At 67.2% G+C, this 24,388-nt stretch carries 23 protein-coding genes; 16 read left to right on the top strand and 7 right to left on the bottom strand.

Going from position 1 to position 24,388, the window contains the following annotated elements:
• The first annotated feature begins 238 nt into the window (after positions 1–238).
• The 3 genes from JHN63_RS24080 to JHN63_RS24070 all read left to right on the top strand — a co-directional run bounded on the left by JHN63_RS24080 (position 239) and on the right by JHN63_RS24070 (position 1,602).
• On the top strand, positions 239–1,090 hold the full coding sequence (locus tag JHN63_RS24080) for a helix-turn-helix transcriptional regulator (protein WP_200683875.1): 852 nt from the start codon (positions 239–241) through the stop codon (positions 1,088–1,090).
• 14 nt (positions 1,091–1,104) lie between these two features.
• Positions 1,105–1,302, top strand: coding sequence for a DUF397 domain-containing protein (locus tag JHN63_RS24075; RefSeq protein WP_200683873.1), 198 nt, complete (start codon positions 1,105–1,107; stop codon positions 1,300–1,302).
• Positions 1,303–1,380: 78 nt separating this feature from the next.
• Positions 1,381–1,602, top strand: coding sequence for a hypothetical protein (locus JHN63_RS24070; RefSeq protein WP_200683871.1), 222 nt, complete (start codon positions 1,381–1,383; stop codon positions 1,600–1,602).
• Positions 1,603–1,614: 12 nt separating this feature from the next.
• On the opposite strand, the gene JHN63_RS24065 is transcribed toward JHN63_RS24070, so the two are convergent.
• From JHN63_RS24065 to JHN63_RS24055, 3 genes are all read right to left on the bottom strand, one after another.
• Positions 1,615–2,010, bottom strand: a complete 396-nt coding sequence (locus JHN63_RS24065; RefSeq protein WP_200683869.1) for a hypothetical protein — start codon at positions 2,008–2,010, stop codon at positions 1,615–1,617.
• A 441-nt stretch (positions 2,011–2,451) separates the two neighbouring features.
• Positions 2,452–2,643, bottom strand: coding sequence for a hypothetical protein (locus tag JHN63_RS24060; RefSeq protein WP_200683867.1), 192 nt, complete (start codon positions 2,641–2,643; stop codon positions 2,452–2,454).
• A 26-nt stretch (positions 2,644–2,669) separates the two neighbouring features.
• Positions 2,670–3,080 (bottom strand): DUF3592 domain-containing protein, encoded by a 411-nt coding sequence (locus JHN63_RS24055; RefSeq protein WP_200683865.1) that lies wholly within the window; start codon positions 3,078–3,080, stop codon positions 2,670–2,672.
• A 109-nt stretch (positions 3,081–3,189) separates the two neighbouring features.
• Here JHN63_RS24055 and JHN63_RS24050 point away from each other — a divergent pair, with 109 nt between their 5' ends.
• The 13 genes from JHN63_RS24050 (at position 3,190) to JHN63_RS23990 (ending at position 15,134) form a co-directional block, all read left to right on the top strand.
• A complete protein-coding gene (locus JHN63_RS24050) occupies positions 3,190–4,047 on the top strand; it encodes a hypothetical protein (protein ID WP_200683863.1) in 858 nt (285 codons plus the stop codon).
• A 27-nt stretch (positions 4,048–4,074) separates the two neighbouring features.
• The gene (locus JHN63_RS24045) at positions 4,075–5,271 is read left to right on the top strand and encodes a phage tail protein (protein WP_200683861.1); all 1,197 of its coding nucleotides are present in this window, start codon (positions 4,075–4,077) and stop codon (positions 5,269–5,271) included.
• Positions 5,268–6,530: a tape-measure protein gene (locus JHN63_RS24040; protein WP_200683859.1), complete on the top strand. Its 1,263-nt coding sequence runs from the start codon at positions 5,268–5,270 to the stop codon at positions 6,528–6,530. Before JHN63_RS24045 ends, JHN63_RS24040 begins: the two co-directional genes overlap by 4 nt.
• 55 nt (positions 6,531–6,585) lie before the next feature.
• Complete coding sequence (locus tag JHN63_RS24035) at positions 6,586–7,518, top strand: phage tail domain-containing protein (protein WP_200683857.1); 933 nt, start codon at positions 6,586–6,588, stop codon at positions 7,516–7,518.
• A gap of 226 nt (positions 7,519–7,744) precedes the next feature.
• Positions 7,745–8,968, top strand: coding sequence for a hypothetical protein (locus tag JHN63_RS24030; protein ID WP_200683855.1), 1,224 nt, complete (start codon positions 7,745–7,747; stop codon positions 8,966–8,968).
• Positions 8,965–10,155 (top strand): hypothetical protein, encoded by a 1,191-nt coding sequence (locus tag JHN63_RS24025; RefSeq protein ID WP_200683853.1) that lies wholly within the window; start codon positions 8,965–8,967, stop codon positions 10,153–10,155. The genes JHN63_RS24030 and JHN63_RS24025 overlap by 4 nt, the downstream gene beginning before the upstream one ends.
• Positions 10,156–10,194: 39 nt before the next feature.
• Complete coding sequence (locus JHN63_RS24020) at positions 10,195–11,295, top strand: hypothetical protein (RefSeq protein ID WP_200683851.1); 1,101 nt, start codon at positions 10,195–10,197, stop codon at positions 11,293–11,295.
• Complete coding sequence (locus tag JHN63_RS24015; protein ID WP_200683849.1) at positions 11,292–12,425, top strand: hypothetical protein; 1,134 nt, start codon at positions 11,292–11,294, stop codon at positions 12,423–12,425. Before JHN63_RS24020 ends, JHN63_RS24015 begins: the two co-directional genes overlap by 4 nt.
• Entirely contained in the window at positions 12,425–13,120 is a 696-nt protein-coding gene (locus tag JHN63_RS24010) for a hypothetical protein (protein WP_200683846.1), read from the top strand. Before JHN63_RS24015 ends, JHN63_RS24010 begins: the two co-directional genes overlap by 1 nt.
• Positions 13,121–13,141: 21 nt before the next feature.
• Positions 13,142–13,612, top strand: coding sequence for an ATP-binding protein (locus JHN63_RS24005; RefSeq protein ID WP_200683844.1), 471 nt, complete (start codon positions 13,142–13,144; stop codon positions 13,610–13,612).
• Between the two features lie 146 nt (positions 13,613–13,758).
• Entirely contained in the window at positions 13,759–14,631 is an 873-nt protein-coding gene (locus JHN63_RS24000) for a peptidoglycan-binding protein (RefSeq protein ID WP_200683842.1), read from the top strand.
• Between the two features lie 25 nt (positions 14,632–14,656).
• Complete coding sequence (locus JHN63_RS23995; protein ID WP_200683840.1) at positions 14,657–14,884, top strand: hypothetical protein; 228 nt, start codon at positions 14,657–14,659, stop codon at positions 14,882–14,884.
• Positions 14,871–15,134, top strand: a complete 264-nt coding sequence (locus tag JHN63_RS23990; RefSeq protein WP_200683838.1) for a hypothetical protein — start codon at positions 14,871–14,873, stop codon at positions 15,132–15,134. The genes JHN63_RS23995 and JHN63_RS23990 overlap by 14 nt, the downstream gene beginning before the upstream one ends.
• Before the next feature lie 70 nt (positions 15,135–15,204).
• On the opposite strand, the gene JHN63_RS23985 is transcribed toward JHN63_RS23990, so the two are convergent.
• The 4 genes from JHN63_RS23985 to rplJ form a co-directional block, all read right to left on the bottom strand.
• Positions 15,205–19,104 (bottom strand): DNA-directed RNA polymerase subunit beta', encoded by a 3,900-nt coding sequence (locus tag JHN63_RS23985; RefSeq protein ID WP_200683836.1) that lies wholly within the window; start codon positions 19,102–19,104, stop codon positions 15,205–15,207.
• 94 nt (positions 19,105–19,198) lie between these two features.
• Positions 19,199–22,684, bottom strand: coding sequence for a DNA-directed RNA polymerase subunit beta (gene rpoB, locus JHN63_RS23980; RefSeq protein WP_200683834.1), 3,486 nt, complete (start codon positions 22,682–22,684; stop codon positions 19,199–19,201).
• A 615-nt stretch (positions 22,685–23,299) separates the two neighbouring features.
• Complete coding sequence (gene rplL, locus JHN63_RS23975; protein WP_200683832.1) at positions 23,300–23,683, bottom strand: 50S ribosomal protein L7/L12; 384 nt, start codon at positions 23,681–23,683, stop codon at positions 23,300–23,302.
• 109 nt (positions 23,684–23,792) lie between these two features.
• A complete protein-coding gene (gene rplJ, locus JHN63_RS23970) occupies positions 23,793–24,323 on the bottom strand; it encodes a 50S ribosomal protein L10 (RefSeq protein WP_200683830.1) in 531 nt (176 codons plus the stop codon).
• Positions 24,324–24,388 lie beyond the last annotated feature (65 nt).

Raw genomic sequence — 24,388 nt, 5'->3', positions numbered from 1 at the left:
GCTACGGGGCGGAGGGGGTCGAGGGCGGAGGTGTCCCAACCGACGCGGGTGGGGGTGGTGTTGAAGGGAGGGAGATCCATCGTTCACCTCGCGGGGAGTCGATGAGTGGCTTGCGCCACACCGTAGCGGCGATTTCCAACCCGTGAGACCAAGTTAATCCCAACGGGTTGAATTTTGATGTTCGATGGACGGGCCCGACACCGGTGGGCACACTGTGCGCGAGCGAGGAGAGGACGACATGGCACCGAGGCAGACCCCGACAGTCCGGCAACGCCGTTTCGGCGCCGAGCTACGACGGTTGCGCGAGGCCACCGGCATGTCCGCGCCGCGAGCCGCCGAACTCCTCGGCACGGACCGCACCACGATCTCCAACACGGAGGCGGGCCGCTTCGGCATCAGCGAGCAGCGTCTACGGCGCCTGGCCGCCATCTACGAGTGCGACGACCCGACACTGATCGACGCGCTGGCCTCGATGACGGGCGGGCGCAGCGGAGGCTGGTGGGACGAGTACCGGGGCAAGGTGCCGCCCGACTTCCTGGACCTGGCCGAACTGGAGCACCACGCGGCGTCGTTGCGCACGCTCCAGACCGCCCATCTGCCGGGCATGTTCCAGGTCGAGGACCACGCACGCGCGCTCTTCGACCTGTTCATCCCGGCGCTGCCGCGCTTGGAGGTGGAACTGCGCATCGCCCAACGCCTGGCCCGCCACGCGGTGATCACCAAGGAGCCCGCGGTGCCCTACCAGGGCGTGATTCACGAGAGCGCGCTCCGCATGCAGGTGGGCGGCCGGCAGGTGGCCCGCGCACAGCTCACCCACCTGCTCTCGGAAAGCGAGCGAGCCAACGTCACGCTCCTCGTGATCCCCTTCAGCGCGGGCGGGTTCCCCATGGCCGGCGACTCCGTGCTCTACGTGGCGGCCGACAGCCCCCACCTGGACACGGTCCAGGTGGACTCCCCCACCGGAGCCGTCTTCTTCGACGCCCCCGCCCAACTGGCCAACTTCCGGCGCCGTATGGACGCGGTCGAACAAGTAGCGTTGAATCGCAGCCAGTCGAGGGACGCCGTCCTCGACATCATCAAAGAGCTGTAAGAGGAAGAGCCGCCGTGCCCGAGTTGAAGTGGATCAAGTCCTCGCACTCCGAGGCATCCGCCAACAACTGCGTCGAGATGGCTGAGGCCGGCCCCCTCATCGCGCTCCGCGACTCGAAGCACCCGGAGCTGCCGTGGGCGACGGTGAGCCGGGCGGCGTGGACGGAGTTCACGGGCGCCCTGGGCTCAGGTCTGCTCCGCACGGAGTCGTAAAGGTTCCCGCTGCGTACTCGGCACGTTCCTGGGCTTGGCACTCGCCACCCTCCTACCTGGCATCAACGTGGGAACCGATTGGGCAGTCGCGTCTTCCTCGTCCTGAACCAGCTCGTCTACACCCACCCGGGCGACATCCGAAACGCCCGCCCGGTCCCGTCGCTGATCCAGGCGGCGATCGGCATCGTGCAGGACACCCTGATCCGGCTGCTCGTCTCCTGGCTCAACTCCGAGACGTACTGGAGCCTCCACGTCAGCGCCGTAACACTCACGTTGAGATCGCCTGACATCCAGGGATGACGGGCACGCACGTCAATGGGAGGCGGCGCCTGCTGTCAACGCGGTCACCACTGCGGCGATACACAGGCCAACGATCACCAGGTATCCCTCCTGGGTTTTCCACATCGACTTCTTCAGAACCTTTTCAGTCGTCGCCCTGTCCGGCTTGAGCGGGTCGTAAACGACTCCGACGACGGATTCGTCACCCGCGATTCCGAGATCCTCGGCCGCCATCGTGACGTACTGCCGTGCCCCACTGTCGTCGCGGTAAATAACGTCGATCGAGGGAATGTCCGCATTCCAACTCGTACCGCCGCATCGGCCTTCGGCCCGAACGCCTCTCCTCCGGAGAATCCACACGTCCCGCAGCCCGAACGTTCCCAATGCCAGGAACACCAGCGCCGGCACATACAGAATCAAGACGAACAAACGAACACCTTCCGCTGGACGAGCATCACGAGCCCCCTCCGAAACGACACCCAATCCTGCCCAGAACAGGAATCGCCCTCAAGCGCAGCAGCTGTCTCGCCTCACAGCGTATAGAACAGCACCATAAGCGCCAGGCTTGCGAGCCCACCACAGGCCCACGCTGCAACATGTTTAGGCTTCCGCGGGTACTCCAGATCAGTTCGCGCCGTATTCCAGATGGTCACGGATACCACGAGGCAGATAAACGCAAGAACTATGAATCCGGACCCAATGAACCAATACAGAATTCACACGACACCCTCCTCCGCGGGCCTACCAAAGAGTACCTAGCGCAGCGGTACAACCCAGCAACTGCGGCACTTCTTCACCGCGCTGAAGTCACCTGCCTGCTTGGACAGCACCGCGATCAGAACGACGGATGCATCGGATCACTTGCGCCGATCAAAGGGTGAGTACGAATACGGCGAGCACCAGAAACACCACACCGACCCCGGCCCACAAAGCAACACGCTTGGGCTTCGACTGAATCGTTGAAACCCTCCGCGCACTTTCCCACATCGAGAAGGAAACAAAGAAAGAGGTCGCAGAAACCGCCAAGCTTCCGACCGAAATAAGAAAGTACCAGAGCTCCACGCCTCTTCCTTTCTCGATGCCGTGATTCAGTAGAAGAAGATCGCGAGCACGGCACCCACGGCGATGAGCGCCAGTCCAGGTGCCCAGAAGAACACCACCATGCCCCGCTCTTGGGAAGAGTCGATTTCCGCGAGACTGCCGGTCTTGGCTCGCTTCGGCTTTCTGCGGTCGTACACCACCGGAACGACCGTGCCCACCGGCCCCCTCGGCTCTGGCCCGACTTCGATGAAGTGGGGCGGCTCGTCCTGGGGCGGGGCTCCCGGGATGCGGATGTGGTAGTAGACGCGATGTCCACTGCTAATCCATTCCTGAAGGTCGGACACCGCCTCCCCTTCGACACCGTGACGCTCAAGACTTCTCAGCTTCATAAACTTCACGAATCCCCCTGAATTCGCGAAGCAGAGCAGCACTCCAATACCCATCAGGACGAATCCCACACCCGCAATGTTACCCATCACATCCCCCTCTTTCTGGAAAAAATACACAGAAGCTATCAATTGACATCAACTGAGGTCAACCCTTACCGAATCCCTCTCGGAGGCGTGTATGCCACAGGACAAAGATACAGAAATCCTGGAGAAGATTGAAGACGTCCAGCAGGACGTCGCTGACATCAAACGAAATCTAGCGTCCGAGAAGTCCGTCACGGGCGCAGACATAGCCAGCCTCAAAAAAGAGCTCAAAGAGGACATCAAAAAAGGTCCGGACAACAGTAAGCCACTCTTCGAATCGCTTTTCGAGGCTCTCGGCCTGAAGGACCTGTTTGCCTCCTTCAAGGACGGAGCCGACTGGGGCAGCAAGCTCCTCTTGGCCTTCGGAGCCCTTGCTGTGTTGGTGGTCGGCCAAATGCTCAACTTCGGAAAGCTTTTCAACGCGGGGCTGGAGAGGATCACACGGACCAGCGCAAACCAGGCCACCGGCCGGGCAGAGATACCAGGAAAGGTTCTCGCCGTCGGCGAGAACGGCCTCCCGCAAGCCATGACCCGCGCGCAGATGGACGGCCTCAACGCCGTCTCCATCAACCCGCACGGCATCAGCGACGTACAGCTCAATGCGCTCAAGACCGCGCTTGACGGACTCCCGCCGAAAATCCGCGAGTTCAACTCGGCGACCGCGGACATGAAGTCCGCCGGCACGATCGGGAAGCTCGCTACGGCCGTCGGAAAGCTGAAGGACAAGCTGGACCCGAGCCCCGAGGCGACCATCAAGGACGTGGCCGCGGCCATCGAGACGCTCCATACGAAGCTCGCCCCCTTCGATCACGACAAACTCCCCAAGCCCAGAACCCTCAAGGACATCGCCTCGGCCGCCCGCGATGTCGTCCGGGACGGTGATCGGCTTCGGGTGCTTTTCCAGGGGCTCGCCACCGCCTCCACCGACGCCGCCAACCGCATCGCCGGATGATCCCGCTCTCTCCGAAGGAGGTGTGCAATGAGTCTCGTTAGTTCCCTCAAGAAGGCCTCCGGCTCCCTCGACGACTTCAAGTCGAAGGCGTCCGGTGCCGGTACCGCGGCCAAGGGCATCGGCAGCAACAGTCAGAAGGGTGCCGATCAGCTCAAGGCGCTCAAGACCGCCGCCGACGGTTCCGGAAAGGAGTTGAAGGACCTCAGGACCGCGTCGGACCAGGCCGAGAAGTCACTCGGCAAGGTCGGCAAGACCGGTTCCAGCGCCGGCACGAACCTCGGTAAGTACGAAACCGGCGCGGGCAAGGCGGCCAAGGGCCAGGACAAGATGAACAAGTCGATGAAGGGCAACTTCTTCGGCCTGCTCATGAGCCTGCTCCAACCGCTCATCGACAAGGTCATCGACATGGTGACCAACTCGAAGACCATGCAGAAGGTCCTGAAGCAGGCCTTCGAGGTCATCAAGGCCGTGATCAGCAACGTCATGAAGGCCATCGAGCCGATCATGAAGAACGCAGGCAAGCTGATCAAATCCGTGTGGAGCGGCATCAAAACGGCGATCACGAACATCGTCAAGGCCATCGCCACCGCCATCCGCACCTACGTCAACGTATGGAAGTCGATCATCACCGGCGTCCTGAAGGCGATCAGCACGGTCGTCTCCAACGTCTGGAAGGGCATCAAGGCCGTCATCTCGCCGGTCGTCAGCTGGGTCAAGTCCGCGATCCCGGACGCCTTCCGGGCCGTAAAAGACCGGCTGTCCAGCATCTGGGGCGGCCTGAAGGGCATCGCCGGCCAGGCCTTCAACGGCATCAAGGGCGCGGTCCGCGACCCGATCAACGCCGTCATCGGTCTCATCAACCGCGCGATCGGCGCCCTCAACGGCATCCACGTCTCCATCCCCGGCTGGGTCCCGATGGTCGGCGGCAAGACCTTCGGCGTCAGCCTGCCGAGGATCCCCGCGCTGGCCACCGGCGGTGTCGTCATGCCCCGCTCCGGCGGCGTCCCCGCGCTCCTGGCCGAGGCCGGCGAGGCAGAAGCCGTACTCCCGCTCAGCAAGCTCGACCGACTCCTCAAGGCGGCGGCCTCACGGGGCCGGGCGTACGCGGGAATGTCCGCCACCGACGGCAGCGCACTGCACATCGAGCACTACTACGCGGCGGAGACCAGCAGCCCGCAGCGCACCGCCGACGCGCTGATGTTCCTGGCGAAGGCACGCGGATGAGCGGCGCGGTCACCGCCCTGTGCAATCCGCTCGCCGGTGCCGCCCCCGCCCTGCGCTCCTTCCGGAGCAGGGTGCAGCAGACCCAGACCGGCGTGCGCTCCCTCACCGAGCGCGTCACGGGCACCGCCGCCGACCTCGACCGCGTCGCCACCCCCGCCACCCAGACCGCCACCGCCGTCCAGCAGATCAAGACGAACGCCGACACGGCCGCCCGCTCCGTCACCAGAACCGCCCAGACCGCCACCACTGCCGCCTCCGGCATCAAGTCCACCGGCACCAAGTCCAGATCAACCGGAAAATCCCTCGGCAAACTCACCACAAACCTCGGCGGAGTCTTCGCCATCGTCGGCACCCTCATCGCCGCCTCCGGTGTCCTCGGCGGCCTCCTGGACACCTTCGGCACCGCCATGACCATCGGCTCCGGCGTAATGATCATCATCAACGCCCTCACCCGGGCCAACCCCATCGGCTTCGTGGCCGGCCTGCTCCTCCCCCTCGCGGGCTGGCTCCTGGACATCGCGCTCAACTCCGAGACCGGCCAGCGCCTGATGGACCAACTGGCCACGCTGATCCTGAAGTACGTCCAGAGCTACCTCACCATCCTCACCCCCATCCTCAAGCTCATCGCGAGCGCGGTGAACACCTACGTCACCGGCTACCTCACCCTGATCACCACCACCCTCTCCGTCCTCGGCACGGTCATCGGCACCGGCTTCGCCGCCCTCAAGGCCCTGACCACAGGCGACACCCGCGCCCTCAGCGGCAAGGTGTCCACGATCTGGACCGGCTTCAAGAACGCCGTAAGGCCAGCCCTGAACTGGATCACCAAGGAGATCCCGGCCGGCTTCACCCGGATCAGAACCGCCACCGCCAACACCCTGCGCGCGATGGGCCAGTTCGTGACGACCGGCGCCCAGACCGTGGCCGGAGTCGTGAAGGGCCCCATCGAAGGCCTCGTCGCCTTCGCGAACTGGGTGATCGACGGCCTGAACAAAATCAGCTTCAGCGTCCTCGGCAAGAAGTTCGGCGTGCACCTGAGCAAGATCCCGATGCTCGCGGAAGGCGGCATAGCGATCCCCGGCGCACACACCGGCAGGGTCCTGTCCCTCACCACCCTGGACCGCCGGCGCACCCGGCCAGCCACACGAGGCGCCCAACACACCCACCGCATCCAGGAGTTCCACGAGAGGAACGGCACCGGATCCCAAGGCACCGCGGCCGACCTCCTCTTCCTGGCCGCGGCCCACGCCCGCGCATGAGGCAACCGAAGCCGCAGCCACCGACACCCGCCCACCCCAGTGAGGTGACGCCCCCATGGCCGACCTGACAACCACCACGGTCACCACAGCCACCACCGACGACGTACCCCCCGGCTCCCTCATCACCCGCGACGGGCAGATGCAGTGGGCCGGACTGCTGCTCGGCCCCGGTACGCCGTACGAGATCGGCAGTGACGGCCTGACCGGCTGGGAGGACCTGCCGGACTACGACACGACCGACGCCGACCACCCCACCGCGCACGGCGCCTGGCCGGGCGCGCGCTACGCCAAGCCCCGCAAGGTGGGCGGCTCGGTGTGGACCGTACCGACGAGCGACGACACCGCGTCCTCCCTCTCCGCGATGCGCGCCCTGCGCCAGGCCCTGCTGCTAGGCGACTCCGAACGCTGGCTGGCGGTACGGCTGCACGGCGAGACCCTGGCCGTCCGAGCCCGGGTCAGCCAACGCGTCCTCACCGCCGACCGGACGTACACCACCCAGGGCGTCTCCAAGGCTGCCATCCAGTGGTACGCCACCGACCCCCGCCGCTACACCGTCGACGAACAGACGGCGGTCACCGGCGCCCCACAGCCGGAGAGCGGCCTCACCTGGCCCCTGACCTGGCCGCTGAACTGGGGCCAGGCCTCGTCCACCGGCGACGTGGGCGCCGACAACTCCGGCTCCGCGCCCACCCACCCGATCCTCACGTTCACCGGCCCCTGCACCAACCCCACGATCACCGACCGGACTTCGGGACGCCGACTGCGCTACGAGATCGCACTAGCGACCGGCGACGAACTGGTCGTGGACACAGCGGCCGGCACAGTCACCCTCAACTCAACAGCTTCCCGCCGCCACACCGCGGCAGCGGACAGCAGCCCGGAAGAACTCTTCGCCTTCGAACCGGGCCGAGCCGACCTGGCGTTCCGCCCCGACACCTACGACACAGGGGCCCAACTCTCGGTGCGCTGGCGCTCGGCGGAGTGGTGACAAGCCACTCATCCGCGGCCGCCGACGCAACGGGAGTGGGTCGTGGCGGTGCGGCGCAGCCCGCCGCTCAGCCGGCACCAACCCGTTCAGCCATGTCAACAAACAGCGGGGCCCGACCGGCGGCGGGCTCGCCGTACCGCCACGACCCCGACCCCACCCACCAACGGCGGGCGAACCCACAGCAACCCACCCCACTCCACCCCGGCCCACCACAGGAGACCCGTAGATGAACCTCCGCAGCTCATGGGTGGCCGAGACCGGTCAGACCCGCGAGGACACCCGGCTGACCCAGCTCGGCGCGACCACCCCCGCCAACCCCCTCGAAGTCCGCTCCGGCATCCTCCCGGGCTCCTACGACGGCCTGTACCGGATGTCCGGCTTCTGGATGGAGGGCGCCTCGGGCGCGATGACGGTGACCGTCCACGAGGGCCGCGCGGTGGTCGCGGCCGGCGCCACCCGGGGCGCCTACCCGGTCACCCTCCCCGAACCGACCCCCCTGGCCTTCGCCGACGGCGACGCGACCAACCCCCGTATCGACCTCGTCGTCCTCAGGATCTACGACTCGCTCTACGACAACTCCGGCCAGACGAAGGCCACCCTGGAAATAGTCAAGGGCACACCGGCAGCCACCCCGACAGCTCCCCTGATCCCCGGCACCGGCCTCGCCCTCTACCAGGTCAGGGTCGCCGCAGGCATCAGCGCCGGCAAGGGCGGCATCAACTGGAGCACCGACGTCACCGACCTGCGCACCCCCGTCGTCGCGGTCGGCGGCATCCTGCCCGCGTACGGCGAGACCGGCAACGGCGCCTACCCGGGCCAGTTCCGCGACTCCGGCGGCGCGCTCCAGCGCTGGGACGGCTCGGCGTGGGTGTCGTACCCGAGCGCGCTGGGCGGTATCGCCCCGGCCGGCGCGGTCACCACCGCGAGCTACACGGGCCAGTACCGGGACACCTCCGCCGGGGTGCTGCAACGCTGGAACGGCACAGCATGGATCAACTATCTCCCCTCCCCGACCTGGACCGACTACACACCGGTGTGGGGCGCCGAGACCGGCACCGCGCCGTCGATCGGCAACGGAACGCTGGCGGGGTCGTACACGAAGCTGGGAGCGGTCGTACACGTCCGGATCTATCTGAAGATCGGCTCGACGACGAACCTCACCGCCCAGGACGTCAACGCCAACTGGACGTTCCGGCTCCCGGTCCTGCCGGTCGCCACCCCCGCGTGGAAGCTGGACGGCCGGGTCCTGAACGCGGAGTACTTCGACTCCTCGGCGAACCTGCTCTACCAGGGCAGCGGCCTGTTCGCGGTGACCGGCGGCATCGGCTACGTCCGCTCGGTGCGCGACACCCTCGCGGTGAGCGGCAGCATCTGGGACAAGACGGATCCCGTCGCGTGGGGCACCGGCGATGTGCTGTCGATCCACGGCACGTACGAGTGTGCGCCGTGACCGTCACCTCCGCATGGCTGTCCCCGGACGGCCAGACCCGGGCCGACACCCGCGCCAACCAGATCGGCGCGCTCACCCCGGTCACCGACATCAAGGGCCGCTCCGGAGTCCTGCCGGGCTCCGAGGGCGGGGTCTACCGCGTGACCGGGCTGTGGCTGGCCGGCACCACGGGCACCATGAGCGGCACGGTCGGCGTGGGCCGGGCCGTGGTCCAGTCCTCGATCGCCCGCGGCGCCTACCCGGTCGCCGTCACCGCCCCGGTCCCGCTCACCTTCGCGGACGGCGACGCCCTGTACGGCCGGATCGACCTGGTCGTCCTGCGGATCTACGACGACGAGGTCGACGGCTCCGGCCGCAGCGAGGCCGCCGTCGAAATCATCCGGGGCACCCCGTCCGCCATCCCGAGCGCACCCACGCTCCCGGACGTCTCGCTGCTCCTGTTCACGGTGGCGGTGGCCGCCAACACCAGCACGGGCAGCGGCGGTATCCCCTGGACCACCGCGAGCACCGATCTGCGTCCGACGACCGTCCCGCTGGGCGGCATCCTGCCGACCCGCTCCGACGACACCGCGACGGGCGGCTACCCCGGCCACTACCGGGACATCACCGAGACCCTCCAGCGCTGGAGCGGCTCGGCCTGGGTGCCGTATCCGAAGGGTCTCGGCGGGATCGCCCCGGCGGGCGCGCTGACCAACGGCGGCTACACCGGTCAGTACCGGGACAGTTCCGCCGGTCAGCTCCAGCGCTGGAACGGCACCGCCTGGCAACCGGCCGTACCGGGCCCGGTGTTCGCGCAGTCGCTGGACGCCGGCTCCACCACATCGACGACGTACACGGCCGCGCTCACGGACACCGCCGTCACCGCGCTGACGCTCAACTTCACGGCGCCGCCGTCCGGTTCGGTGATCATCGGCCTCGGCGCACGCGTCTACACGACGAGCAGCGAGACCACGACCGCGCACCTGTCCCCGCAGGTCGCCCTCGGCACCACGGTGGTCTGGGCGGCGGACGACGAACGGGCCGCGTCCGGTTCGGGCGCCGTCAGCAAGTCGGTCTCGACCCAGTTGCGGCTCAACTCCCTGACCGCGGGCTCGACTTACACGGTCACCGCGATGCACCGCTCGACGTCGTCGACCGTCACGTGCTGGTTCGACACCATCTACCTCCGAGTCGACCCGATCGCCTGACGCTCCCTCAATCACGCACCCTCCGAATGGAGTTCGACCATGCCCATACGCTCCGGCTGGCTCTCCCCCGACAGCCAGTCCCGCGAGGACACCCGGCTCGTCTCGCTCGGCGCCCTCACCCCGACCTCGGCCGTCCAGGTCCGCTCCGGCATCCTGCCGGGTTCGTCCACCGGCCTGTACCGCATCAACGGCTTCACCCTGACCGGCACCACCGGCACCATGAGCGGCACCGTCAGCCCCGGCCGCGCGATCGTGCAGTCCACCGACAGCCGGGGCGCCTACCCGCTCGCGCTGACCGAATACGAGAACGTGACCTTCGCGGACGGCGACGCCCAGTACGGCCGGATCGACCTGCTCGTCCTGCGGATCTACGACGACGTCTACGACGGCTCGGGCCGCACCGAGGCCGTCATCGAGATCGTGAAGGGCACCCCGTCCGCCACCCCGGTCGTCCCCGCACCCCCGGACGTATCGCTCCCCCTGTTCGAGGTCACCGTGCCGGCCGGCACCAGCTCGGGCACCGGTGGCATCCCCTGGACCACCGCTCTCACCGGCCGACGCACCGCCACGGTCGGCGTCGGCGGCATCCTCCCGATCATCACCGACACCGCCAACGGCTCCTACCCCGGCCAGTACCGCGACCTGAACGGCCAGTTGCAGCGCTGGAACGGCACGGCCTGGGCCGACTACCCGGCCCTGCCGACCTGGCAGAACTGGACCCCGGCCTGGACCACCAACACCGGAACGGCGACCCCGGCCTTCGGCAACGCGAGCCTGAGCTGCCGGTACGTGAAGTTCGGCACGACCGTGCACCTGAACTTCCAGATCACGTTCGGCAGCACCACCAACTTCGGCACCAGCGCCACCACGAACGACAACTGGCGCTTCTCGCTGCCGGTGGCCGCCGCCGCGACCCGCCTGGGGATCGGCTTCGCCGAGGTGTCGGCCAACACCGCCGGCAACCGCGCCATGGCCCGGCTCTCCCTCACCACCACCGGCGCCTTCGAACTGGTCATGTCCTCCGCCCAGGCCGCCGCCACCGCCACCGCCAACACCGGCGCACTGGACGCACTCTCCCCGTGGACCTGGGCGAGCGGCCACACCATCTTCGGCTCGGCGACCTACGAGGCCGCCGCATGACCACGATCAACACGCCCTACCGGGCGATCTTCTGCGACCTGCGCACCGACAGGACGATCGACATCCTCCCCCTGCGGGACGTCACCGTCGACGACTACATCGGCAAGGCCGGCTCCCTGTCGGGCACCATCCCGGTCCCGGACGCGGCGATGGCCGCCCGGGTCCGCCGTATCGAGGAGGGCCGCACCTCGGTCTACCTCCAGCGCGGCAGCGACCTGTGGTGGGGCGGCATCGTCTGGACGAGCACCCTGCAGAGCGACGACCAGGGCGTCCTCACCCTCGGCATCCAGGCGGCGACCTTCGAGTCGTACGCGGGAAGGCGCCTGATCCGGGCGACGACCCCCGAATACGACGCGGACTACCAACTGGCGCTCAGCGGCGACCAGTTGGACGTGGCAAGGGCGCTGTGGACGGACCTCCAGACCGCGCTCCCCGGCGGCGACATCGGCGTCAGCTACGGCACCGAGACCTCCGGGGTGACCCGCGCGGCGAGCTACCGCGACGGCGACGAGACGGTCTACCTCGACGCACTGGACGCCCTGGCCGCGCTGGAGAACGGCTTCGAGCACTACGTCTCGGTCTACACGGACCCGACCACCGGCGCCCGCGTACGCCGCCTCCGGCTCGGCAGCCCGAAGATCCTCACTGGGGCCACCGACCTGGTGATGGACCGGCCGGGCGCGATCCTGTCGTACTCCTTCCCGCGCGACGCGACCCGCGGCGGCACCACCGACCGCGCCCGGGGCGCCTCCACCAACACCGACCAGGCCAGCGAGTCCCGCCCGCTCTGCTCGACGGTCGCGGTCGCCGACGACCTGATCGGACAGGCGGGTTACCCGCGCATCGACCTCACCTCGGACCACAACGACATCACCGACGCGACCACCCTGACCGCGCTCGCCCGCACCGAACTGGCCGCGGCCACCGGCGCGGTGGTGATCCCCGAGATCAGCGTGCGCCTCGACGACCTGGTCCCGGCCGCGCTGATCGGCCGGACCGTCCGGATCCGGATCACCGACGAGTGGTGGGCCGAGGGCCTCGACACCCGCTACCGGATCATCGGCGTCAAGGTCAGCCCCGCCCAGCGCGGCCGCCCCGACACCGCCGACCTCTACCTGGAGGAGGCCTGATGCCCCAGCTCCCCGAAGACATCATCGACCGGCTCACCCAGATGGAACGCCGCATCCAGCAGCTCTCCACCGCGGTGAACACCCGCCCGGCCCTCAACACAGTCTCGGGCGGCACCCTGGAAGTGGGCCCGGCCACCGGCTCCCCGGTCTTCAAGATCGGCAAGTGGCCCGGCACCGACGAGTACCGCATGGAACTCCGCCGCCAGACGGGCCAGTTGGCGATCAGCATGTACAACGGCGACGGCACCGCCACCTCACTCCAGCCACTCCGCCTCTACGACAAGGCGGAACGCGAGATCGTCTCCGACGACATCGGCACCGGCGGCCTGGCCCGCCCCTGGCTGAACATGCTGCCGCCGCAGGACACGAACACGACCCGCTGGCCGCAGACCTCACTGACGACGATGACGACGATCGCGATGTCCTACAACGTCGTCTGGCAGCCGAAGATGCGCCTGGTCATGAACACCCGCGCCAGCTCCGGCGCCACCGGTTCCGTCCAGGTCCTCGTCAACGGCGCCCAGTGGGGCAGCACGGTGGCCGCCGGCACGGACTTCGTCTACGAGGCCCTGATCAGCTCCGACTTCGGCTCGGTCTACGGCACCCAGCTCAAGGTCGAGGTCCAGGCCCAGGTCACCAGCGCCTCCGGCACGGTCTACGCCAACCCGATCCTGATGTACGGCCGCCAAACCTGAGGAAAGGACACCACACAACCCATGGACATCGACACCACCCAACCCTGGGGCCTGGCCATCGACTTCGCGGGCCGCGCCACCATCGTCGAGGCCGGCCACACGATCTACGTCAACGTCTCCGACAGCAGCTACAACAGCATCATCGCCCCCGACTCGATCAGCGGCACCTACGCCCCCGTGACGGTGGCCGCCCAGTTCACCGAGACCGGCGCCAACGGCTCCGCCATCCGCGGCAGCGCCCGCACCACGATCATGCCCATCGGAACGGCCATGGTCGTCCCCGACCAGACGGCGATCCAGAACGTGGTCGCAGCGGCCCTGGCCAACTTCGTGGACAACACGGCGGCTTACACCGCCTTGGCCGCCAAGTGGACCCCGTCGGACGGGGATCCGGGAGACGGCGACGGCGACGGAGACGGAGACGGAGACGGAGACGGAGACGGCTCAGTAGACACCGGAAGCACAGACAACACGTCGACGACAGCCACCTAGCCCTCCAACCCCGCTCACCCCGATGCCCTCAGAGGCGCGGGGAACCGCGCACCCAGCCTCCACACACCCGCACCCCACAAACAACCCGAGCCCCCACCCCGGCCCGGGTTTTTTTCATGCCCGACTCCCACCCGAAAAGGCACCCCATGGCCACACCCCTCTCCCCCGACGCCCTGATCACCGCACTCCGCAAAGAGGGCGTCACCGTCGTCGAACACCCCGGCTGGCGCACCAACAACCGCAACAACAAGGGCAGTTGGGGACCGGTGAACGGCGTCGTCATCCACCACACCGTCACCACCGGCACCACCGCCTCCGTCGCCCTCTGCTTCAACGGCCACTCGGAGCTCCCCGGCCCCCTCTGCCACGGAGTCATCGCCAAGGACGGCACGGTCCACCTGGTCGGCAACGGCCGAGCCAACCACGCGGGCAGCGGCGACGGCGACGTACTGAAGTCGGTCATCGCCCAGAGCGCCACCCTCCCCGCCCCGAACCAGAACAACACGGACGGCAACGTCCACTTCTACGGCTTCGAGTGCGTCAACCTCGGCGACGGCAAGGACCCTTGGCCCGAAGCCCAGTTGGACGCGATGGTCCGCGCCTCGGCCGCCCTGTGCCGCGCCCACGGCTGGAACGCGCACTCCGTCATCGGCCACAAGGAGTGGACGAACACCAAGATCGACCCACGCGGCTTCACCATGGCCGACTTCCGCACCCGAGTGGCAACCCGCCTCGGCACGAAGGTCACGCCCAGCAAGCCGCCCACCTATCAACCCTTCCCCGGCGCCGACTGGTTCAAGAAGAACCCCAAGTCCGCGATCGTCACCGCGATGGGCAAGCGGCTGGTCGCCCTCGGCTGCTCGGCGTACACCTCCGGCCCCGGCCCCCAGTGGACCACCGCCGACAAGGCCTCCTACGCCAGGTGGCAGCGCAAGCTCGGCTACACCGGCACCGCCGCGGACGGCTGGCCGGGAGCCACCTCCTGGGCCGCGCTGAAGGTCCCGTACAGCAGCTCCTGAACCCCTCCGAAAGGCAAGGTCCCCCATGTCAGAGGCCGCCAAGCGCACCCTCCGCACCGCAGTCCAGACCGCTGTCGGCCTGTGTGTCCTGCTCCCCACGCTCGTCGCCGCCGGCGGCGTGCCCGAGACGATCCCCTGGGTGGCCGGCGCCCTGGCCGTCGCCGCCGGGGTCACCAGGGTCATGGCGCTGCCCGCCGTAGAGGCGCTGTTGCCCGCGTGGCTGCGGACCGGAGGCGCCGATGAACGACACTGATCCGAACGACGCGATCGCCGTCGCCCTCGAACTGGAGCGGCTGCGCGGCTCGTTGGAGGCCGGGTTCGCCCGGGTCGACGGCTCGCTCGCGCTGCTGGTCCAGCGCAGCGACCAGACCGACCGCCAACTCGCCGACCACGAACAGCGGTTGGACGCCCTGGAGCGGTCCCGCTGGCCGCTGGCGAGCATCGGCGCGCTGGCCGCCGTAGCGACCGTCGTGGTCACCGCGTTCGAAATCACCGCACGGTGAAACGCCGAAGGGCGGTCACCCCGTACAAACCGGGGTGACCGCCCTTCAGAACCAACTGCCCAACCAACTACTACTGGTTGTACGGACCGTAGTCGTAGTCCTCCAGCGGGACGGCCTGGCCGGAGCCCGTGCCGAACGGCGAGTAGTCGATGTCGTCGTAGCCGACGGCCGAGTACATCGCGGCCTTGGCTTCCTCGGTCGGCTCGACCCGGATGTTGCGGTAGCGGGACAGGCCCGTACCGGCCGGGATGAGCTTACCGATGATGACGTTCTCCTTGAGGCCGATCAGGGAGTCGGACTTGGCGTTGATCGCCGCGTCCGTCAGAACCCTGGTCGTCTCCTGGAAGGACGCCGCCGACAGCCAGGACTCCGTGGCCAGCGAGGCCTTGGTGATACCCATGAGCTGCGGACGACCGGAGGCCGGGTGACCGCCCTCCTGCACCACACGACGGTTCTCCTGCTCGAAGCGGGAGCGCTCGACCAGCTCGCCGGGCAGCAGCTCGGCGTCGCCGGACTCGATGATCGTCACGCGGCGGAGCATCTGCCGGATGATGATCTCGATGTGCTTGTCGTGGATCGACACACCCTGCGAGTTGTAGACCTTCTGGACCTCGCCGACCAGGTGGACCTGGACGGCACGCTGACCCAGGATGCGCAGCACGTCGTGCGGGTTGGTGGCACCCACGGTGAGCTTCTGGCCCACCTCGACGTGCTCGCCCTCGCTGACCAGGAGACGGGCACGCTTCGAGATCGGGAACGCCGTCTCGTCGCTGCCGTCGTCCGGGGTGACGACGATCTTCTTGGTCTTCTCGGTCTCCTCGATCCGCACGCGGCCCTGGGCCTCGGAGATCGGGGCGACACCCTTCGGCGTACGAGCCTCGAAGAGCTCGACGACACGGGGCAGACCCTGGGTGATGTCGTCACCGGCCACACCACCGGTGTGGAAGGTACGCATCGTCAGCTGCGTGCCGGGCTCACCGATGGACTGGGCGGCGATGATGCCGACCGCCTCACCGATGTCGACCAGCTTGCCGGTGGCCAGCGAACGGCCGTAGCACATGGCGCAGGTGCCGACGGCGGACTCGCAGGTCAGGACCGAGCGGGTCTTGACCGTCTCGATGCCGTGCTTGACCAGCTCGTCGATGAGGACGTCGCCGAGGTCGGTGTTGGCCGGGGCCAGCACCTTGCCGTCGACGGTGATGTCCTCGGCCAGCGCACGGGCGTACACGCTGGTCTCGACGTTGTCGGCCTTGCGCAGGACACCGTCCGCGCCGCGCTCCGCGATGTGCAGCTTGAGGCCGCGGTCGGTGCCGCAGTCCTCCTCGCGGATGATGACGTCCTGGGAGACGTCGACGAGACGACGGGTGAGGTAACCCGAGTCGGCGGTACGCAGAGCCGTGTCCGCCAGACCCTTACGAGCACCGTGAGTCGAGATGAAGTACTCCAGCACCGACAGGCCCTCACGGAAGGAGGCCTTGATCGGACGCGGGATCGTCTCGTTCTTGGCGTTCGACACCAGACCACGCATACCCGCGATCTGACGCATCTGCATCATGTTTCCTCGGGCACCCGAGTCGACCATCATGAAGATGGGGTTGGTCTTCGGGAAGTTCGCGTTCATCGCCTCGGCGACCTCGTTGGTCGCCTTGGTCCAGATCGCGATGAGCTCCTGCGTGCGCTCTTCCTTGGTGATCAGACCGCGCTCGTACTGCTTCTGGACCTTCTCGTCCTGCGCCTCGTAGCCCTTGACGATCTCCTTCTTCGCCTCGGGAACGACGACGTCGGAGATGGCCACGGTGACACCGGAACGGGTCGCCCAGAAGAAGCCGGCCGCCTTCAGGTTGTCGAGCGTCGCCGCCACGATGACCTTGGGGTAGCGCTCGGCCAGGTCGTTGACGATCTCGGAGAGCTGCTTCTTGCCCACCGAGTAGTCGACGAACGGGTAGTCCTCGGGCAGCAGCTCGTTGAAGAGCGCGCGGCCCAGGGTCGTCTTCAGGCGGAAGGTGTCACCCTGCTGCCACTCGGGCTCGCCCTCCTCGCGGACCGGCGGCACCCAGCCACGCGGCGGGATGGTGCCCACCGGGAAGCGGATGTCGACGGCCGACTGGAGCGCCAGCTCGCCACCGTCGAACGCCATGGTCGCCTCGGCCGTGGAACCGAACGCGCGGCCCTCGCCCTTGACGTCACGGAGTTCACCGTCGGTGGTGAGGAAGAACAGACCCAGCACCATGTCCTGGGTCGGCATGGTGACGGGACGACCGTCGGCCGGCTTCAGGATGTTGTTCGAGGACAGCATCAGGATGCGGGCCTCGGCCTGCGCCTCCGCGGAGAGCGGCAGGTGCACGGCCATCTGGTCGCCGTCGAAGTCCGCGTTGAACGCGGTGCAGACGAGCGGGTGGATCTGGATGGCCTTGCCCTCGACCAGCTGCGGCTCGAAGGCCTGGATGCCGAGGCGGTGCAGCGTGGGCGCACGGTTCAGCAGCACCGGGTGCTCCGCGATGACCTCTTCGAGGACGTCGTAGACGACCGTGCGGCCGCGCTCGACCATGCGCTTCGCCGACTTGATGTTCTGCGCGTGGTTCAGGTCCACCAGGCGCTTCATCACGAACGGCTTGAAGAGCTCCAGCGCCATGGCCTTCGGCAGACCGCACTGGTGCAGCTTGAGCTGCGGGCCGACGACGATCACGGAACGCGCGGAGTAGTCCACACGCTTGCCGAGCAGGTTCTGACGGAAGCGACCCTGCTTGCCCTTGAGCATGTCGGACAGCGACTTCAGCGGACGGTTGCCGGGGCCCGTCACCGGGCGGCCACGACGGCCGTTGTCGAAGAGCGCGTCGACGGCCTCCTGGAGCATGCGCTTCTCGTTGTTCACGATGATCTCGGGGGCACCGAGGTCGAGAAGGCGCTTCAGGCGGTTGTTGCGGTTGATCACACGGCGGTACAGGTCGTTCAGGTCGGAGGTCGCGAAGCGGCCACCGTCCAGCTGCACCATCGGGCGGAGGTCCGGCGGGATGACCGGGACGCAGTCGAGGACCATGCCCTTGGGGCTGTTGGAGGTCTGCAGGAACGCAGACACGACCTTCAGCCGCTTCAGGGCGCGGGTCTTCTTCTGGCCCTTGCCGGTGCGGATGATCTCGCGAAGCCGCTCGGCCTCTTCATCCAGGTCGAAGGACTCCAGGCGCTTCTGCAGCGCCGCGGCACCCATCGAACCGTCGAAGTACGTGCCGAAGCGGTCACGCAGCTCGCGGTAGAGGAGCTCGTCGCCTTCGAGGTCCTGGACCTTGAGGTTCTTGAACCGGGTCCACACCTCGTCCAGGCGGTCGATCTCGCGCTGCGCACGGTCGCGCAGCTGCTTCATCTCCCGCTCGGCGCCTTCGCGCACCTTGCGGCGCACATCGGCCTTGGCACCCTCGGCCTCGAGCTCGGCCAGGTCGGTCTCGAGCTTCTTGGCACGGGCCTCGAGGTCGGAGTCACGCCGGTTCTCGACCTGCTGACGCTCCACGGAGACATGCGCCTCCAGGGAGGGCAGGTCACGCGTGCGGCGCTCCTCGTCGACGAACGTGATCATGTACGCCGCGAAGTAGATGACCTTCTCGAGGTCCTTCGGGGCGAGGTCGAGCAGGTAGCCCAGACGTGACGGGACACCCTTGAAGTACCAGATGTGGGTGACGGGCGCGGCCAGTTCGATGTGGCCCATCCGCTCACGACGCACCTTGGCGCGGGTCACCTCGACGCCGCAGCGCTCACAGATGATGCCCTTGAAGCGAACGCGCTTGTACTTGCCGCAGTAGCACTCCCAGTCCCGGGTCGGACCGAAGATCTTCTCGCAGAAGAGTCCGTCCTTTTCGGGCTTGAGCGTGCGGTAGTTGATGGTCTCAGGCTTCTTGACCTCGCCGTGGCTCCACTGACGGATGTCGTCAGCGGTGGCCAGACCGATCCGGAGCTCATCGAAGAAGTTGACGTCGAGCACTATGCGTCAATCCCTCTCAGGGTTGTAAGTCTTGGGGTCTGATACGGGGGTCCTGGGGCCGGAGACCTGCGTGGCGCAGGTCTCCGGACTCCCGTCAGACCTCTTCGACGCTGCTCGGCTCGCGCCGGGACAGGTCGATGCCGAGCTCCTCCGCTGCGCGGAAGACATCCTCGTCGGTGTCACGCATCTCGATGGACATACCGTCACTGGACAGCACCTCCACGTTCAGGCAGAGCGACTGCATCTCCTTGATGAGCACCTTGAAGGACTCGGGGATGCCGGGCTCGGGAATGTTCTCGCCCTTGACGATGGCCTCGTAGACCTTCACGCGGCCGGTGACGTCGTCGGACTTGATCGTCAGCAGTTCCTGGAGGGCGTACGCGGCGCCATAAGCCTCGAGCGCCCACACCTCCATCTCGCCGAAGCGCTGACCACCGAACTGCGCCTTACCACCCAGCGGCTGCTGGGTGATCATCGAGTACGGACCGGTCGAACGGGCGTGCAGCTTGTCGTCGACCAGGTGGTGCAGCTTCAGGATGTACATGTAGCCGATCGAGATCGGCTCCGGGAACGGCTCGCCGGAGCGGCCGTCGAACAGGTTGGCCTTGCCGGAGGCCTGGACCAACCGGTCGCCGTCGCGGTTCGGGATCGTGGCCTCGAAGAGACCGGAGATCTCGTCCTCGCGGGCACCGTCGAAGACCGGGGTCGCGACGTTGGTACCCGGGGCGACCTGGTCGGCGCCGATGACCTGGAGACGTCGTGCCCAGTCCTCGCTGAAGCCGGAGACGTCCCAGCCGCGGCTGGCGAGCCAGCCGAGGTGGATCTCCAGGACCTGTCCCGGGTTCATTCGGGACGGGACACCCAGCGGGTTCAGGATGATGTCGACCGGAGTCCCGTCCTCGAGGAACGGCATGTCCTCGATGGGCAGGATCTTGGAGATGACACCCTTGTTGCCGTGGCGGCCGGCCAGCTTGTCGCCGTCGGTGATCTTGCGCTTCTGCGCAACATACACCCGGACCAACTGGTTGACGCCGGGCGGCAGTTCGTCGCCCTCCTCGCGGTCGAAGACGCGGACGCCGATGACCTTGCCGATCTCGCCGTGCGGCACCTTCAGCGAGGTGTCGCGCACCTCGCGCGCCTTCTCACCGAAGATCGCGCGGAGCAGGCGCTCCTCGGGCGTCAGCTCGGTCTCACCCTTGGGCGTGACCTTGCCGACGAGGATGTCACCGGCGACGACCTCGGCACCGATACGGATGATGCCGCGCTCGTCGAGGTCGGCGAGGACCTCCTCGGAGACGTTCGGGATGTCCCGGGTGATCTCCTCGGGGCCCAGCTTGGTGTCACGGGCGTCGACCTCGTGCTCCTCGATGTGGATCGAGGAGAGGACGTCGTCCTGCACGAGGCGCTGCGACAGGATGATCGCGTCCTCGTAGTTGTGACCCTCCCAGGGCATGAACGCCACGAGCAGGTTCTTGCCGAGCGCCATCTCGCCGAACTCGGTCGCCGGACCGTCGGCCAGCACCTGGCCGGCGACGACCCGGGCGCCCTCGTCCACGACAACCTTCTGGTTGACGGAGGTGCCCTGGTTGGAGCGGGAGAACTTCGCGAGGCGGTACGTGGTGTACGTGCCGTCGTCGTTGGCGGTGGTGATGTAGTCCGCGGAGACCTCCTGGACCACACCGTCCTTCTCCGACTTCAGGACGTCACCGGCGTCGACCGCACAGCGGTACTCCATGCCGGTGCCGACCAGCGGCGCCTCGGACTTGATCAGGGGCACGGCCTGACGCATCATGTTCGCGCCCATGAGGGCACGGTTGGCGTCGTCGTGCTCCAGGAAGGGGATCATCGCGGTCGCGACGGACACCATCTGGCGCGGGGAGACGTCCATGTAGTCGACGTCGTCACCGGGGACGTAGTCGACCTCTCCACCACGACGGCGGACCAGGACGCGGGTCTCCTCGAACCGGAAGTCCTCGCCCAGCGGCGCGTTGGCCTGGGCGATGACGAATCGGTCCTCTTCGTCGGCCGTCAGGTAGTCGACCTCGTCGGTGACGACACCGTCGGTGACCCGGCGGTACGGCGTCTCGACGAAACCGAACGCGTTGACCCGGCCGTAGGAGGCGAGCGAGCCGATCAGGCCGATGTTCGGGCCTTCAGGGGTCTCGATCGGGCACATGCGGCCGTAGTGCGAGGGGTGCACGTCACGGACCTCGAAGCCGGCCCGCTCACGGGAGAGACCACCCGGGCCGAGCGCCGACAGACGGCGCTTGTGGGTGAGACCCGACAGCGGGTTGTTCTGGTCCATGAACTGCGAGAGCTGGCTGGTGCCGAAGAACTCCTTGATGGAGGCGACGACCGGCCGGATGTTGATCAGGGTCTGCGGCGTGATCGCCTCGACGTCCTGGGTCGTCATCCGCTCGCGGACGACTCGCTCCATACGCGCCAGGCCCGTACGGACCTGGTTCTGGATGAGCTCGCCGACGTTGCGCAGACGGCGGTTGCCGAAGTGGTCGATGTCGTCGGTCTCGACGACGATCGTCGTGCCGTTGTCACCGACGGTCTCGGTCTCGCCGGCGTGCAGCTTCACCAGGTACTTGATCGACGAGATGATGTCCTCGACGGTCAGCACACCGGCGTCCAGCGGGGCTTCGCCGCCCAGCTTCTTGTTGACCTTGTACCGGCCGACCTTGGCGAGGTCGTAGCGCTTCGGGTTGAAGTAGAGGTTCTCCAGAAGCGTCTGCGCGGCCTCGCGGGTCGGGGGCTCGCCCGGACGCAGCTTGCGGTAGATGTCCAGGAGCGCGTCGTCCTGGCCCTGGGTGTGGTCCTTCTCCAGGGTGGCGCGCATGGACTCGTACTCGCCGAACTCCTCCAGGATCTGCTCGGTGGTCCAACCGAGAGCCTTGAGCAGGACGGTGACGGACTGCTTGCGCTTGCGGTCGATGCGGACACCGACCATGTCGCGCTTGTCGATCTCCATCTCCAGCCAGGCACCCCGGGAGGGGATCACCTTGGCGGAGAAGATGTCCTTGTCGGACGTCTTGTCGATCGAGGAGTCGAAGTAGACGCCCGGCGAACGGACCAGCTGCGACACGACGACACGCTCGGTGCCGTTGATGACGAAGGTGCCCTTGTTGGTCATGAGCGGGAAATCGCCCATGAAGACCGTCTGGGACTTGATCTCGCCGGTCTCGTTGTTGGTGAACTCAGCGGTCACGAAGAGCGGGGCGGCGTACGTGAAGTCGCGCTCCTTGCACTCGTCGATGCTGTTCTTGGGAGGTTCGAAACGGTGGTCGCGGAAGGTCAGCGACATCGACCCGGAGAAGTCCTCGATCGGAGAGATCTCCTCGAAGATCTCCTCCAGACCGGACTTCGTGGGGACGTCCTGACCCGACTCCAGAGCCGCCTCGACCCGACTCTGCCAGGCGGAGTTGCCGAGCAGCCAGTCGAAGCTCTCGGTCTGCAACGCGAGCAGGTTGGGAACCTCGAGGGGCTCCTTGATCTTTGCAAAGGAGATGCGCAGCGGGGCGGTGCTGGCGCCGTTGTTCATATTCGCGGTCGAGGCAGTGCGCGAGGCGGCCAAGAGGGGGTCCTTCCGAGGGCTCGGACTCACTACGCGCGTACCGGCCCCTCGCAGGGGCAAAGAGACATGGACTTCCTGAGACGGCCCGGAAAGGCCAGGTCAGGGTTGGTCCGGTCATCGATGCTCAAGTGAGGGCATGCCCCTGGTGACGGGCAGGGGACAGCTAACAGGCAGCGCAAAGGGTCAGTGTAGCCACAAGGCACACTGATGTCCAGTGCGGGTTTTTTGAGACCCTCGTTGTTCTCGACACCTGCGCAAGCCCACGCCCTCAATGCACGTTGATACTGCCCTCTTCGTCGCCGATCCATGCCTCGGATCCGGATCGTTGTGACGACGCGTCCTGAGAATTGCGCGCTGCGTGCGGTTCGTCAAGGCCTCTCTTGCCCGAACCGGGTGCTGCCATCGTCACGTTGCAGCCTGCCACCAGGGGTCCTCGAGGGCACGACGAAGATCACCATACTCCGCGGACCCCTTGGTGCAAGGCAGTCGCGCGCCGACCCTCGGATACGCCGAAGAGCGACCACCCGGATGGATGATCGCTCTTCACCGCGTTCGCGTTACAGCCCCCGTGAGGGCCGCTACGGCGCGCTGAGGCCCTGAGGGGCCTCGAAGGTGTTACTTGACCTCGACGGAGGCGCCGGCGGCCTTGAGGGACTCGGCGGCCTTCTCGGCGACGTCCTTGGCGACCTTCTCGACGACGGGCTTCGGGGCGCCGTCCACGAGGTCCTTGGCCTCCTTGAGACCCAGGGAGGTCAGCTCACGCACGACCTTGATGACCTGGATCTTCTTCTCGCCGGCACCCGTGAGGATGACGTCGAACTCGTCCTGCTCGGCCTCGGCCTCGACGGCAGCGGCCGGGCCGGCGGGGGCGGCGGCAACCGCGGCGGCGGCGGTGACGTCGAACTTCTCCTCGAACGCCTTCACGAACTCGGAGAGCTCGATGAGGGTGAGGGACTCGAACTGCTCGAGCAGCTCTTCCTGGGACAGCTTCGTCGCCATGGGGGCGATCCTTCCACTAATTCGGCTGGTGCCGGATGTACGGGTGAGGCGGGCGTACTAACGGCCCGCTGCGACCGCTGCCCGGGCAGCGGTCAATGCGCGAGCCGAATTACTCGGCACCGCCCTGCTCGGCCTGCTTGGCACGAAGCGCCTCCGCGGTGCGGACGAACTTCGAGGGAAGCGCCTTGAAGAGCTGAGCAGTCTGGGTCTGCTTGCCCTTGAAGGCACCCGCCAGCTTGGCGAGCAGAACCTCGCGGGACTCGAGGTCCGCGAGCTTCTTGATCTCGTCGGCGGACAGCGCCTTGCCGTCAAGGACACCGCCCTTGATGACGAGGTTCGGGTTGTCCTTGGCGAAGTCACGAAGACCCTTCGCCGACACCACCGGGTCACCGGTGATGAAGGCGACCGCCGTCGGACCGTTGAACAGGTCGTCGAGCGTGGAGATCCCGGCCTCGTTGGCCGCAATCTTGGTCAGCGTGTTCTTCACCACGGCGTACTGGGCGTCTTCACCGAGCGAACGACGCAGCGTCTTGAGCTGCGCCACGGTGAGACCCCGGTACTCGGTCAGCACGGCGGCGTTCGAGTCGCGGAACTGGTCCGCGAGCTCGGCTACCGCGGCAGCCTTGTCGGGCCTTGCCATGAGCGTGGCCTCCTTCCGGGTGATGAGGACCGCTCAGAAGGGGCTGGGACAAACAAAACGCCCCG

The sequence above is a fragment of the Streptomyces sp. MBT65 genome, from assembly GCF_016612545.1.
Taxonomy (GTDB): Bacteria; Actinomycetota; Actinomycetes; order Streptomycetales; family Streptomycetaceae; genus Streptomyces.
Note: the sequence above shows the minus strand (reverse complement) of the source record. Positions and strands in the feature narration are given on the sequence as shown.

Bases quoted from the DNA above. Each gene is read 5' to 3' on its own strand.
- JHN63_RS24020 (WP_200683851.1), top strand. From the start codon at position 10,195: ATGCCCATACGCTCCGGCTGGCTCTCCCCCGACAGCCAGTCCCGCGAG.
- JHN63_RS24040 (WP_200683859.1), top strand. From the start codon at position 5,268: ATGAGCGGCGCGGTCACCGCCCTGTGCAATCCGCTCGCCGGTGCCGCC.
- JHN63_RS24015 (WP_200683849.1), top strand. From the start codon at position 11,292: ATGACCACGATCAACACGCCCTACCGGGCGATCTTCTGCGACCTGCGC.
- JHN63_RS24080 (WP_200683875.1), top strand. From the start codon at position 239: ATGGCACCGAGGCAGACCCCGACAGTCCGGCAACGCCGTTTCGGCGCC.
- JHN63_RS24035 (WP_200683857.1), top strand. From the start codon at position 6,586: ATGGCCGACCTGACAACCACCACGGTCACCACAGCCACCACCGACGAC.
- JHN63_RS24010 (WP_200683846.1), top strand. From the start codon at position 12,425: ATGCCCCAGCTCCCCGAAGACATCATCGACCGGCTCACCCAGATGGAA.
- JHN63_RS23995 (WP_200683840.1), top strand. From the start codon at position 14,657: ATGTCAGAGGCCGCCAAGCGCACCCTCCGCACCGCAGTCCAGACCGCT.
- JHN63_RS24045 (WP_200683861.1), top strand. From the start codon at position 4,075: ATGAGTCTCGTTAGTTCCCTCAAGAAGGCCTCCGGCTCCCTCGACGAC.
- rplJ (WP_200683830.1), bottom strand. From the start codon at position 24,323: ATGGCAAGGCCCGACAAGGCTGCCGCGGTAGCCGAGCTCGCGGACCAG.
- JHN63_RS24000 (WP_200683842.1), top strand. From the start codon at position 13,759: ATGGCCACACCCCTCTCCCCCGACGCCCTGATCACCGCACTCCGCAAA.
- JHN63_RS24030 (WP_200683855.1), top strand. From the start codon at position 7,745: ATGAACCTCCGCAGCTCATGGGTGGCCGAGACCGGTCAGACCCGCGAG.
- JHN63_RS23990 (WP_200683838.1), top strand. From the start codon at position 14,871: ATGAACGACACTGATCCGAACGACGCGATCGCCGTCGCCCTCGAACTG.
- JHN63_RS24050 (WP_200683863.1), top strand. From the start codon at position 3,190: ATGCCACAGGACAAAGATACAGAAATCCTGGAGAAGATTGAAGACGTC.
- rplL (WP_200683832.1), bottom strand. From the start codon at position 23,683: ATGGCGACGAAGCTGTCCCAGGAAGAGCTGCTCGAGCAGTTCGAGTCC.
- JHN63_RS24005 (WP_200683844.1), top strand. From the start codon at position 13,142: ATGGACATCGACACCACCCAACCCTGGGGCCTGGCCATCGACTTCGCG.